This is a genomic window from Flavicella sp. IMCC45668, from assembly GCF_057219105.1.
This window is the reverse complement of sequence record NZ_CM170114.1, coordinates 329946-343371: the sequence shown is the minus strand read 5'-3', so window position 1 is coordinate 343371 and position 13426 is coordinate 329946. Positions and strand designations below refer to the sequence as shown.

The following is a 13426-nucleotide window of genomic DNA, read 5'->3' as shown; positions in this document are numbered from 1 at the left end:
TCTACAACAACTTGAATTAAACAACTAGTTTTAAACGAACTAAACACTACTACAACTGAACCTATGAAAACAAAACTTCTAATGCTATTATTAATAGCCATGACAATTCAAGCGTGTACTTCTAACTCCGATACTGATATTTCAGATACTGATAAAAAAGAAACACCAAAAGACAATCCTATTGAAGACGAAACTCCTAAAGAAGAACCAGAAACTATCGAATACCCATACACAAAAGATGGTGTGAAATATGGTGAAGATTATATTGTTTTTGAACCAGAAATAACAAAATCCGATTTAGGTTTATGGGTGAAACGTGTGCCCGGAGACCCAATTTATCACGCCGGAAATGTACCACCTGTAAACAATGGCTATCTAGAGTTTACAGGAAACAACCTCAATGGAGGCTCCGCTAAATCTCCACTTACCTACAATTTTGTTTGTCCAAAGACAGGTAAATACAGAATAGTAATGCGTATGTACCAACCACTAAACGATCATGAAGAAGGAGATAAAAGAAATGATGTATGGATAAAGTTAACTGGAACTTTTACTTCCTCCTGTGTATTTCCAACTGATGCCTTAAAGCATAACCATAAATTTTGGGGCCGTGGTGTCAGAAAATGGGGTTCCGCTCATAAAATGGAAGGTCATGTGGACGGCGTTAAAAAGCTAAACAAAGCCATTTACTATCTCTCTGCTGGACAGACTTACACCTTAACCATTTCCGGAAGAGCGCAAGGATGTAGTTTAGATTATATTCTTTTTTACAATGATGTTCGTAATTATAGCATTGAAACACATGATGATCCTGCAGTAAAACTGCCTGAAGCCTATAGGCCAGACATTATTGAAATCAACTAAAATTCTACCCCTATTATAAAAAAGAAGGTCATTGGACCTTCTTTTTTATTTTAAGATACACAAAGACTGCTCGATTACTTCTAATATAGTAACTTTGTATACATGAAGCTGAACCTAAGAGACACCTTTAACAAAGAGTTACCATCGGATCCTATTTTAGAAAATTCACGAAGACAAGTCTCAAACGCTTGCTTTTCTTTTGTGAACCCTATAAAAACGAAAGCACCTAAAATCGTACATACAGCAACTGAAGTTCAGGAACTTTTAGGCCTAACTCAAGAAGATGCTATGTCAGATGAGTTTCTTAAAGTATTTACAGGAAACAAAATTATTAATGGAACACAGCCCTATGCCATGTGTTATGGTGGTCACCAATTTGGAAATTGGGCAGGTCAATTAGGGGATGGTAGAGCAATCAACTTAGGTGAAATAAAACACAAAAACGCAACCTGGGCAATCCAGCTAAAAGGAGCTGGACCAACTCCCTATTCAAGAACTGCAGATGGGCTAGCTGTTTTAAGATCTTCCATTAGAGAATACTTATGTAGTGAAGCTATGTTTCATTTAAACGTTCCAACAACACGCGCTTTAAGCTTGTCCTTAACCGGAGATAAAGTACTTAGAGATATTTTATACAACGGAAATCCGGCTTATGAAAAAGGTGCCGTAGTTTCTAGAGTTGCTCCAACCTTTATTCGTTTCGGAAACTTTGAAATTTTCGCAGCACGAGAGGAAATTTCCACATTAAAAACACTACTTGACTACACTATCAAGCATTTTTATTCACATTTAGGAAAACCTTCTAAGGCTGTGTATCTTAATTTTTTTAAAGAGGTTGCGGATAAAACACTAAACATGATCATTCATTGGCAACGAGTTGGTTTTGTACATGGAGTAATGAATACAGATAATATGTCTATTCTTGGTCTCACTATAGATTATGGTCCTTACGGATGGTTAGAAGGCTATGACTACAACTGGACTCCAAACACAACAGATCGTCAAAATAAAAGATACAGGTACGGAAACCAAGCCAATATGGGCTTATGGAATTTATTAAAATTAGCAAATGCTATTTATCCTCTTATTGAAGAAACAGTTCCACTTGAATCTGTTTTAGAAAATTACAAATCAGATTTCGAGAAGAAATACCACCACATGATGTGCTCAAAAATTGGTTTAGAAAACCTGATGGATACAGACCATCAATTGATTACTGAGCTTGAAAACACATTGCATTTGACCGAAACAGATATGACTATATTTTTTAGAAACCTTGGTAATATATCAAAAAATGACACGCCTGATTTAGCCTTAAAAAAAATATCTGATGCTTTTTATGATCTATCTGAAGTCAATAAAACCCATAAATCTAAATGGATTCAATGGATTGAAAATTATACTCTTAGATTAAAACAAGAAAAAATAAGTGATCTTGACAGAAAAACCAAGATGCATCTTTTAAACCCTAAATATGTTTTAAGAAATTACATGGCTCAATTGGCAATTGATGCTGCAGATGATGCTGATTACACTTTAATTAATGAGTTATATCAATTACTGAAAAAACCATACGATGAACAACCAAATTTTGAAAAATGGTTTTCTAAACGACCTGATTGGGCAAAAAATAAAGTTGGATGCTCAATGCTATCCTGCAGCTCATAAATAATTTAATCACAACTATTATTAGCACCATTATGAATCATATTACCTTATTATTTGCAAGCTTTTACGGAATGTTTGCAGTTGTTTTTGGAGCTTTCGGAGCTCATGCTTTAAAAAAAGTATTATCAGAAGATCTGCTTAAAAGTTTTGAAACAGGTGTAAAATACCAAATGTATCACGCACTTGTATTATTATATATTTCAACTCAATTTAGTTTTAATAGCGCTATAGAAAATTACATTTCCTATAGTTTTATTATTGGAACCTTTTTATTTTCATTCAGTATATATGGATTGGTCTTGAGCGCAGCCAAAAACAAAAAGATTAAATTACTAGGTCCCATCACTCCTTTGGGGGGGCTTTTTTTAGTTATTGGATGGTTTTTACTTCTGGTTAATTCTTTTAATAATTTTGTTATATTACTAGATTAAATTTAATCATTTTCTTGTTTTATACAAGATATGTGCTAAAACCTACCTTATATGTATTTTGAAAACAAGTTTACACATATGTCATAAATCATTAGGACAATTATATTTTTATTCGTTATAATCAAACTAAAAAGCAATGCAACGCATAAAAACTTACAACGTATTTTTTACATTATTACTTATTACCTTAAGCATACATGCTCAATTAGACGAGGACTACTTCGAGAAATTGAGAACAGAAAAAGTTATTTCGCATAATTCTGTCAACTGGGTTCAATTCGGTCCCGGAATGGCTGGTTATTGTGAGCATTTCTGGATCCACCCTACAGATGATAATTATATGTATCAGAGTCCAGATATGTTTGATTCATATTACACACCTGACGGCGGAGACACTTGGAACACTCTTAAAGATAGTGACGGAACAGGCCAACTTATGAAAAGAGTTCGAGATATCACCTTTTCCCATCAAGATGAAAACTTTGGATATGCAATTGACACAAGAGGAAACCTTTTAAAAACTACAGATAAAGGTAAAAATTGGATATTACAACCTATTGATTTTGGTGGAAGACACTCCAAGTTAGTAGTTGACCCAACCGATGATGATATATGGTATATAGGTGCGGGAACTTTTTGGGACGTTAAAGAATATCACAGAAGCGTTAACAATATTCAAGGTCATGTCTATCAATATGCCGAATACGGTCACGTTTATAAAAGTACAGATAAGGGTGAAACATGGACAAAAATTACCGCTGGCTTACCTTCTACTTTAGATGTTGCACAAATTGTAATAGACCCCTCCAATACAAACAGAATCGTACTCATAGCTAAAAGTGGCTTATATATTAGCGATAACCAAGGAATCAATTGGACAAAAAGCACAAACAACGGTTTGCCTAACAATCTACCAAAAGATCTTACTTCTTATTACAATCCTGACACCAACGAATTCATTTTGTATTTGGTTGAGCAAGCAGTTTATTCTCCGTCTGGAACCACAATTTCATCAACAGGTGGAATTTTTAAAAGTACAGATGCCGGAAATTCATGGTCTAGCATAACAGGTAACTTAGCTTTGGATTTAACACAAGTAACGAACCACAGTACTCGAGATAAATATTATAAAACAGTAGCCTTTTGGTTAGAAGAAGAGAAATCTTACATCCAAACCGAGTACCCAGATTACCCAACTTCCATCTTACCCAACTACAACAGGATTGTTGTAAATCCCTTAAATAAAAATGAAATTTATATTGGTAACAACGTAAAACACGATAAATCTTTTGGACCTGGCGATATCTGGAAAACCGAAGATGGTGGTACCACATGGTTTCCTTGTGCGAAAACAGGTCCGTACTGGTCTGAACAAAAAAACAAGGATTATTGGGATAGTCGCTCCGTATCCATGGAAGTAAACACAAAATTTGCGCATTTACAACCAGAAATTGACAGAAACCAAGAAACATGGGGGAATCGATTTTTAAACATCAACTCTCAAGGACATGTGTTCATTTGTTTGGATCAACAAATTTTAAAATCCACCAATAACGGAACCAGCTGGGAACAAATTGACGACAAAGAAACAACAGAAGATAGTGGACATTGGATCGGTAGAGGGGGAAGTAATTTACCAGGTAGGTTTATGCTACTCGAAACAGGAGTTACAGATAGAAAACTATTTTGTAGTGGAGAACATGGCTTATGGGAATCCGCTCCATTAGGTGATTATCCGAATGACACCAAAATAGCCGTAAAACAACTAGAAGGTCAAGTAAATGACGGAGGAGCACATTCAACAGCTACAGTGGCCGTGGACCCTAAGAACCCAGATATAATTTACACTTTACAATTCAGGCAATCGCACCGAGGCTATTTTAGAAAATCAATTGACGCAGGTAAAACCTGGACCAATATCTCTCAACCCCTAGTGTACCCTGACACTGACATATCTGGTGATAACTTATTTCAATACTCATTACTTGTAGATTATAACGATACTGATAATATTTATTTTACGTCTATAGCAAATCCTATTGCAGAAGTTTCTTCCTCTAAGCAGCCAGATGATTTTACCGATACAGGAGTTTACAAAAGTACAGATGGCGGATATACTTGGACAATAGAAAATAATGGCTTACCTAGTGATGCTTCGGTAAGACGATTGAAAATGGATCCAAAAAATCCTGATATCCTCTATGCAGCATTAAATATTGGCAAAAACGGAGGCAATGGAGGCTTATACAAATCCATCGATAAAGCTTCAACATGGACAGAAATAAATATCCCTGAAAACATAAAAGCTGTAAACAATGTGTTTATCGACAGAAATACTGCTCATATTTTTATTTCTTGTGGAGATGAGGAAGGAGAACTTAATGCAGGTGGTGTTTGGGTAAGTAAAGACAACGGTACCACTTGGAGTAAAATTTTTGACATGCCTTATGTATGGCAAACGGAAGTATCTCCGGTCAACTCTAATATTATTCTAGTAAATGTACCATTACAACATGAAAATAGAGGATCGTACCCCATAAATCCTGGGGCTTATATGTCCAGAGATGCCGGACTAACTTGGTATAAAATAAACAACAATATTGGAAGGCCTGATCACATTACTGACTTAAAACCGGACCCTGTTGATGAAGATGTTATCTGGTGCGCTCACTTTGGTCAATCTTGGAGTAAAGCAACAATTAACACCGCTCTATTTCAAGAAGACATAAATTTTGTAAACTTTAATAGCACCATTAACCCAAGTCTAACAATTCCAATAGAAATCGAATATAACACATTAGAAGATCGTCTTTTGGTAGCCATATTAAACTCTCCTACCGGAAAATGGCTAGGAAACGCAAAACAAAATGTATCCGCAGAAAACTCTTCAACTATTTTAAACATTTCTTTATCCGAACTACCAGAAATAGCAGAGGATTACACCGTTTCTATTTCTATCAGACCTGTTGGTGGCTCATCACCTGAATCAGATATCGTAAACAAAAAAGAATTCTTGGAAATCACTGATGATGAATTATCAGTAACGTATACTGAAAAACCACGAATAAACATCTTCCCAAACCCGGCAAAAGAAGTCCTTTTCATAAAAGGGAATCATTCGACCTATCCTTGGAAAATTTACAATATGTTTGGCACACTTGTTCTAGAAGGCAATGGGAATACGATAGACATTTCAAGCCTATCATTAAATCTATATCTTTTAAAAGTAGAAGAAAAAGCATTTAAATTTCAAAAACTGTAATAAAAAAAAAGGTTCAAACTAACAGTTTGAACCTTTTTTTCTTTTTAATAGAAGATTTACACATTGAATCTAAAATTCATAATATCACCGTCCTCTACTATATACTCTTTTCCTTCAACCCCTAGTTTTCCAGCCTCTTTAACTTTAACTTCCGAACCAAGTTCTATATAATCATTGTATTTAATTACCTCAGCTCTAATAAAACCTTTTTCAAAATCAGTATGGATTACACCAGCCGCTTGAGGTGCCGAATCTCCAATATTGATTGTCCAAGCTCTTACTTCTTTTACTCCTACAGTAAAATAAGTTTGCAGGTTTAACAATTTATAAGCTGAACGAATTAATTTAGCAGATCCTGGCTCATCTAAACCTATATCCTCTAAAAACACTTGACGCTCTTCATAATCATCCAACTCATTAATATCAGCCTCTGTTCCAACGGCTAACACAACAATTTCAGCGTTTTCATCTTTAACTGCTTCTTTCACTCTATCTACATAATCATTTCCTGAAACTGCTGCACTTTCATCTACATTACAAACATACATCACAGGTTTTGATGTAATAAACTGCATAGGAGCTACGTACTCCATTTCTTTTTCTGTAAACTCTAAAGTTCTAACCGATTTTCCTTCTAAAAGAACTTCTTGAATTCTAGTCAAAACATCAAACTCGGCTTGCGCTTCTTTATTACCTGTTTTAGCATTTCGTTTTACTCGCTCTAGCCTTTTCTCAACAGTTTCTAAATCTTTTAATTGTAATTCGATATCGATAGTTTCTTTATCTCTTACAGGATCTACAGAAGCATCAACATGCACAATATTGTCATTATCAAAACAACGCAATACATGAATAATCGCATCTGTTTCTCTAATATTACCTAAAAACTGATTTCCTAAACCTTCTCCTTTACTGGCTCCCTTTACCAAACCAGCAATATCAACAATCTCAACAGTAGCGGGAACAACACGTTCTGGATTTACCATTCCTTCCAACGTTGCAACTCTTGAGTCTGGCACATTCACCACCCCAATATTTGGCTCAATAGTACAAAAAGGGAAGTTTGCACTTTGTGCTTTTGCATTTGATAAACAATTAAATAAAGTTGATTTTCCTACATTAGGTAATCCTACAATTCCTGCTTTCATGTTATAAATTTTATTAGACCTACAAAAAACACTTTAATATGAGATCTTTTTATTCTTGTTAAGAGGTTGCAAATGTAATCATTTCTTGAAATTTTATTCAAAAAATAAAACCCTCATTTTCAAATATTTTATAATAAAAATCCCGCCATACAAATGTATAGCGGGATTTTTTATTTTTATTTGCCTGAAAATTACTCTCCGTGCATAAATGCTTTTTTTCCTAAAAGCTCTTCTTCTGTTTCTACGATATCATCATCAGGAACACAACAGTCTACTGGACAAACAGCAGCACATTGTGGCTCATCATGAAATCCTTTACATTCTGTACATTTATCTGGTACAATAAAATAAACCTCATCATCTACAGCCTCTTGATCTTCATCTGCATTTGCTTTTGTTCCGTTAGGTAATACGATATCTCCAGATAGTTCTGTACCATCTGAATAACGCCAATCTTCTGCACCTTCGTAAATTGCATTGTTTGGACATTCTGGCTCACAAGCCCCACAGTTAATACATTCGTCTGTTATTATAATTGCCATTGTTGTAATTTCTTAAATTGTGAAACGCAAAAATAAAAAAAAGTTTCTTAAATATCTATCCGTTTTATGATAAAAGACAGCTTTTTTAAACCCTATGCCTTGTTTAGTATCAATCTAAAAAAAGCTTCTCATTACAGAAGCTTTTTCATTTTCCTATTAATAAGTTTATTTACTTTCAAAAACTCCTGCATTCAAATCACGCAAGGCTTGGATTTTATCTTTAGAATTTACTACCAAAGAAACATTGTAATTGCTTCCTCCATAAGAAATCATTCGAATAGGAATATTAGTCAGACTATTAAATATAGCAGCACTACCTCCTTTTTGTTTTTCAGAAAAATCTCCTGCCAAACAAATAATACTCAAGTCTGAATCAACTTTTACACTTCCTATATCTTCTAGTTCTTTTACAATTTCTTCTAAATAAGTAGCATCATCAATTGTCAACGACACAGCTACTTCAGAAGTCGTAATCATATCAATAGAAGTTTTAAATTTTTCAAATACCTCGAAAATATTTTTTAAGAAACCATAGGCCATTAGCATTCGGTACGATTTAATTCTTATCGCAGTAATTCCATCTTTAGCAGCAATAGCTCTCACCTTATTTGGCACTTCACAATTTCTAATAATTGTACCTGCAGATTCAGGATTAAAAGTATCTTTTAAAAGTACTGGTACATTTTTCTCTTTTGCTGGAATTACACTTTGTGGATGTAATATCTTAGCTCCAAAATAAGCTAACTCAGCTGCCTCATCAAAAGAAATTTCTTTCAATGAAAACGTTTTATCCACATATCTAGGGTCATTGTTATGCATCCCATCAATATCTGTCCAAATTTGAATCTCTTCTGCTACGATTGCAGCTCCAATCAACGAAGCAGAATAATCACTTCCTCCTCTTTTCAGATTATCTATATCTCCCAAATGACTCAAACAAATATACCCTTGTGTAATAAATATGTCTGTATCCTCATTGGCTTTGATAATTTCTCCTAAGCTCTCTGTAATAAAATCTGAATCAGGCTCACCAGCTTCATCAATTCGCATAAAATCAAAAGCAGAAAGCAAACTCGCTGGTGTATTAATTTCATTCAAATACATAGAAAACATATTTGTAGATAAAATTTCTCCTTGAGCTACAATAATCTTTTCAATTGCCTCAATAATTTCAACAGAACCTTCATGAGCATATGATTTTATGAAATCAAAACGCTCTTCAATAAAAGCGCTTGCAGTATTTTTAACAGTTTCAGTTGCAAACAATCCTTCAATTACTTTTTTATAACGATCAATCATCATATCAATAATTGAATTCGCCTCTTCAAAATTAGAAGTTCCAATTGCATCTGTGATTTGATGTAAGACATTCGTAGTTTGAGACATTGCCGATAAAACAACAATTTTTTGTCCTTTGATATTAGAAACAATTTTTGCTACTTCCTTTATACTTTCAGGACTTCCTACAGAAGTTCCACCAAATTTTAATACTTTCATTTTGATTTTATTTAAATTCATTCAAATGCTCTAAGCCTCCCCTATTGAAATAGTTATAACTACCAAGCTAAAATGTTTCGCAAAAATCCTCCAATTGTTAATTTGCAGCAAAAAATTATAATATATTTACACTTTATTACAAATTGTTTAAAATTAAACACGCCATGAAAACTATTCAAGAATCGGTAGAAAGCATCATCAGAAAAACGCCTTTTTATGAAGAAGCTTTAAATGACAAATTAATCAATGTTTCCTCTTTGGCCCGTGCCATTCAAGAAGATGTTGAGAGTGACCTTGGTAAAGAGGTGAAGTCAGGAGCAATTATGATGGCAATCAATAGACTTTCTCCTTCGAACCTTTTAAGAATCAGAAAAAACATTCGAAAATTCACTTTTTCACTTGGCGATTTTATTGTACGTTCTAACCTATGTAACTTCACTTATAAAAATACACCAACCTTATTAAGGTCCATTACCTCTTTATTGAATGTAATTGGAGATGATAAAGATTACTTTTTCACAATATCACAAGGAATTTTCGAAACTAATATTGTAACAAGTAAAAACCTAGAAGAGCAGGTTAAAGAATTATTTGCTAAAGAAATTTTAATCTATGGACACAACGAATTGGCTTCTATCACAATTAAACTGCCAAAAACTAATGTTGAACAATCTGGAGTTTATTATTTTATTTTAAAACAATTGGCATGGGCAGGAATTTCAGTTCAAGAAATTATTTCTACTACACATGAAATGACTATTGTAGTAAAAGAAGAAGATGTAAATAACACATTTTCTATTTTGATTGACATGAAGAAAAAATAAGAAATATGAAGAATATTTTTGACGAAAAAATAAGCAAGGAAGTCATTTCAAGAATTGAAAAACTAAAACATGACACTGCTCCTGTTTGGGGTAAAATGAATGTTGCACAAATGCTTGCTCACTGCTGTGTTACCTATGAGTTTATTTACGAGAAAAAACACACCAAACCAAATAAATTCAAGGCACTGATGATGAATTTATTTTTGAAAAATATAGTTGTTAGTGAAAAACCATACAAAACAAATAGCAGAACAGCGCCTGAATTTCTAATATCTGATCTTAGGGACTTTAATACCGAAAAAGAAAGATTGATTCAGTATATTCAAAAAACACAAGAGTTAGGAGCAACTTATTTCAATAATAAAGAGTCACATTCTTTTGGAGCTTTAAGTGCTAGTGAATGGAATAATATGTTTTATAAGCATCTAGACCACCATCTACATCAATTTTCAGTTTAAACTATAAGGCACTCATTTAATGAGTGCTTTTTTTTTGAAAATAAACCATTTGTTATAATTAAAACCAAATGTCTTGCTAAAATCTAGATACAATAAAGTTCATCTAGTTAAAGTCTAGTTGATAGTTCTTTGAATTATTGATTTTTATTGAAATTTGTAATTGATAATGTGACATAAACATCAATAATTATAATTTTATGAAAACAATAAAAAGCCTATTCATTGGAGCTTTATTGCCCTTAGCAATTTCTTGTTCAAGTGTAACGTCTAATTCAACTGCTGAAAATTCTAAACAAACAGAAAAAGAGGATAAAGGATTTCCTTTTGAAATTCTACATGAAAAACCAAACATCAAGTTAAGTCATGCTATGGAACGAAACTATGATGCGTATATGGGAATTCAACCAAAGTACAATGAACTTTACACTCAATTTAAATATACCGAGTTAAAAGGATTGGATTACAGTAACCATGATGGAACCATAACACGTAGAGATCCTTCAAAGGTAATTTTTGAAAATGGCAAATATTATGTTTGGTATACACACAGACAAACACCAACTTCACCAAAAGGAGCTAAACTTAGCACTGAAACAATACCTTCAAGCGACTGGGATTTATGCGATATCTGGTATGCAACTAGTAAAGATGGCTTTACTTGGGAGGAACAAGGAGTTGCTGTGCCAAGACCTCCGAAACCAAATGTTGGATGGAGATCGGTTGCCACTACAGATATTTTAAAATGGAAAGGAAAATATTATTTATACTATCAAGGTTTTCAAGAAGCTAGCGGGAAACGTGGTGATGATTGCCCTGTAGCTGTTTCTTATTCAGATTCTCCAGATGGTCCTTGGACACCATATAACAAAATTGTAATTCCAAACGGAGCACCAGGTCAGTGGGATCAATACTCTATTCATGATCCTTACCCTTTAGTGTACAAAGGGAAAATATATTTATACTATAAGTCAGATTATGGAGTTAAAGGTGATTTGATTAGAATGCAAGGTCTTGCCACAGCAGATAACCCTCTAGGCCCATTTACTAAATATGCACAAAACCCAGTTATTAATTCTGGCCATGAAACTACACTTTTCCCTTTTAAAGAAGGAATTGCTGCATTAGTTATTAGAGATGGTAATGAACATAACACTATTCAATATGCAAAAGACGGAATTAACTTTGATATTGCTTCCATAACAGAATTAATGCCTAATGCAGGGGGACCCTTTATTCCTGATGCTTTTACAGATACCAAAGATGGTAGAGGTATTACTTGGGGAATTTCTCATTTTACAGCGGTTAATGGTTGGAAAACAAATCACTCTATTCTTACAAGGTTTGATTGCGACTTAAGTCAAGACATCAATGATCCTGGGATGAAGAAAAACCATGTTTACTACAAGCCAGAACATTATTTTAAACATGGTTTAAACGGCGCTCAGAAGAAAAGAATTGCTGAAGAAAATAAAATTTTACAAGCTCAATAAATAAACTTATGAAAAACAGTATCACCGCATTACTCTTTTTATTTAATGTTTTTTTTCTACTAGCAGATCCTCCTAACCCTCCTATCGGAAAACGATGGATTCTTAACGAAACCTTTTCTGATGAGTTCAATGGTACCGCTTTAGACAGTAATAAATGGTACGATTATCACCCAAAATGGATTGGTAGAGAACCTGGAATATTTTTACCCTCACAGGTCTCTGTTGGTGGTGGCTATATGAAAATCACAGGGAAGAAACTTAAAAAAGACACTATTGTAAAGGCTTATGGTAGAGAATTAACTTTCAATATTGCAGGTGGTGCTGTTATTTCAAAAAGTAATGATGCTTTTTATGGTTACTACGAATGTAAATTCAAGGCGGCCAAAACAACGATGTCTACAACTTTTTGGCTATCTACAAACCAAAGAGCTGAAGGGCCTAATGGTTGTGATAATTATGGCTTAGAATTAGATATTCAGGAGTGTATTGGAAGAACTGGCGATTTTAATGGAACCTATTTTGCACAAGGAATGAATTCAAACTCTCATTTTTGGTATACAGATTGTGAAAAGAAAAAACATGATTTACGAGCACCTCAATCCAAAATAAAAACAAAAACGTTACCTTCAGATGACTTTTACACATATGGAGGTTGGTGGCATGATGCCAGTAAAGTAAGTTACTATGTTGATGATCGTAAGGTAAAATCTGTTCACTTTTATTCAGATATAAAAGAAAAACCGTTTGATCAACCAATGCATGTGAATTTAGTTTCTGAAACCTATCCTTTTCCTTGGATTGAACTGCCTAATGAGAAAGAATTGGCGGACCCTTCAAAAAACACCTGTCTTTATGATTGGGTTAGAGCTTATACTTTGGTAGATATTGATGAGAAAGTAAAAAAAGTAAGTTATCCTAATAAAAATCTTTTCAACGCAAATATTTATTTCAACGTAAAACCGGAATTAATTCATGCGAAGAATGGAATTGAGACAAGTTATATCTATAAAGCAAATAGCAATTGTGAATTATTTATCAAAATTATCGATTCCAATAAAAATGTCGTTTTTCAATCCAAAGAAAAACTCTTGGCTGGTCATGGTCATAAAGCATTATCTATCTCTAAGATTGATAAATTAAAAAACAACCAGAGATACACAATCAAACTGATCGTAAAAGAGCAACATCAGAAAAAAGCGTTGACTCAAGATGAATTCAACTTTACCTTCAAAAAATAAGCTT

Annotated in this window: 11 protein-coding genes; 8 read left to right on the top strand and 3 right to left on the bottom strand. The window is 33.7% G+C overall.

Annotated elements, in window-relative coordinates:
* The first annotated feature begins 63 nt into the window (after window positions 1-63).
* From AC2DZ0_RS01635 to AC2DZ0_RS01620, 4 genes are all read left to right on the top strand, one after another.
* A complete protein-coding gene (locus tag AC2DZ0_RS01635; protein WP_484643264.1) occupies window positions 64-864 on the top strand; it encodes a hypothetical protein in 801 nt (266 codons plus the stop codon).
* Between the two features lie 102 nt (window positions 865-966).
* On the top strand, window positions 967-2532 hold the full coding sequence (locus AC2DZ0_RS01630) for a protein adenylyltransferase SelO (RefSeq protein ID WP_484643263.1): 1566 nt from the start codon (window positions 967-969) through the stop codon (window positions 2530-2532).
* A gap of 32 nt (window positions 2533-2564) precedes the next feature.
* On the top strand, window positions 2565-2963 hold the full coding sequence (locus AC2DZ0_RS01625; protein ID WP_484643261.1) for a DUF423 domain-containing protein: 399 nt from the start codon (window positions 2565-2567) through the stop codon (window positions 2961-2963).
* 136 nt (window positions 2964-3099) lie between these two features.
* Window positions 3100-6225, top strand: a complete 3126-nt coding sequence (locus AC2DZ0_RS01620) for a WD40/YVTN/BNR-like repeat-containing protein (RefSeq protein WP_484643260.1) — start codon at window positions 3100-3102, stop codon at window positions 6223-6225.
* Between the two features lie 56 nt (window positions 6226-6281).
* Here the strand turns inward: AC2DZ0_RS01620 and ychF are convergent, their stop codons facing one another.
* The 3 genes from ychF to AC2DZ0_RS01605 all read right to left on the bottom strand — a co-directional run bounded on the left by ychF (window position 6282) and on the right by AC2DZ0_RS01605 (window position 9412).
* Window positions 6282-7373, bottom strand: a complete 1092-nt coding sequence (ychF, locus tag AC2DZ0_RS01615; protein WP_484643258.1) for a redox-regulated ATPase YchF — start codon at window positions 7371-7373, stop codon at window positions 6282-6284.
* 191 nt (window positions 7374-7564) lie between these two features.
* Window positions 7565-7915 (bottom strand): 4Fe-4S dicluster domain-containing protein, encoded by a 351-nt coding sequence (locus AC2DZ0_RS01610; protein WP_300324172.1) that lies wholly within the window; start codon window positions 7913-7915, stop codon window positions 7565-7567.
* A 165-nt stretch (window positions 7916-8080) separates the two neighbouring features.
* Entirely contained in the window at window positions 8081-9412 is a 1332-nt protein-coding gene (locus AC2DZ0_RS01605; protein WP_484643256.1) for an aspartate kinase, read from the bottom strand.
* 164 nt (window positions 9413-9576) lie between these two features.
* Here AC2DZ0_RS01605 and AC2DZ0_RS01600 point away from each other — a divergent pair, with 164 nt between their 5' ends.
* The 4 genes from AC2DZ0_RS01600 to AC2DZ0_RS01585 all read left to right on the top strand — a co-directional run bounded on the left by AC2DZ0_RS01600 (window position 9577) and on the right by AC2DZ0_RS01585 (window position 13422).
* The gene (locus AC2DZ0_RS01600) at window positions 9577-10236 is read left to right on the top strand and encodes a hypothetical protein (RefSeq protein ID WP_484491280.1); all 660 of its coding nucleotides are present in this window, start codon (window positions 9577-9579) and stop codon (window positions 10234-10236) included.
* Window positions 10237-10241: 5 nt separating this feature from the next.
* Entirely contained in the window at window positions 10242-10694 is a 453-nt protein-coding gene (locus tag AC2DZ0_RS01595) for a DUF1569 domain-containing protein (protein WP_484643254.1), read from the top strand.
* Window positions 10695-10891: 197 nt separating this feature from the next.
* Window positions 10892-12184: a glycoside hydrolase family 117 protein gene (locus AC2DZ0_RS01590; RefSeq protein WP_484491278.1), complete on the top strand. Its 1293-nt coding sequence runs from the start codon at window positions 10892-10894 to the stop codon at window positions 12182-12184.
* 8 nt (window positions 12185-12192) lie between these two features.
* A complete protein-coding gene (locus AC2DZ0_RS01585; RefSeq protein ID WP_484643252.1) occupies window positions 12193-13422 on the top strand; it encodes a family 16 glycosylhydrolase in 1230 nt (409 codons plus the stop codon).
* Window positions 13423-13426: the final 4 nt, after the last annotated feature.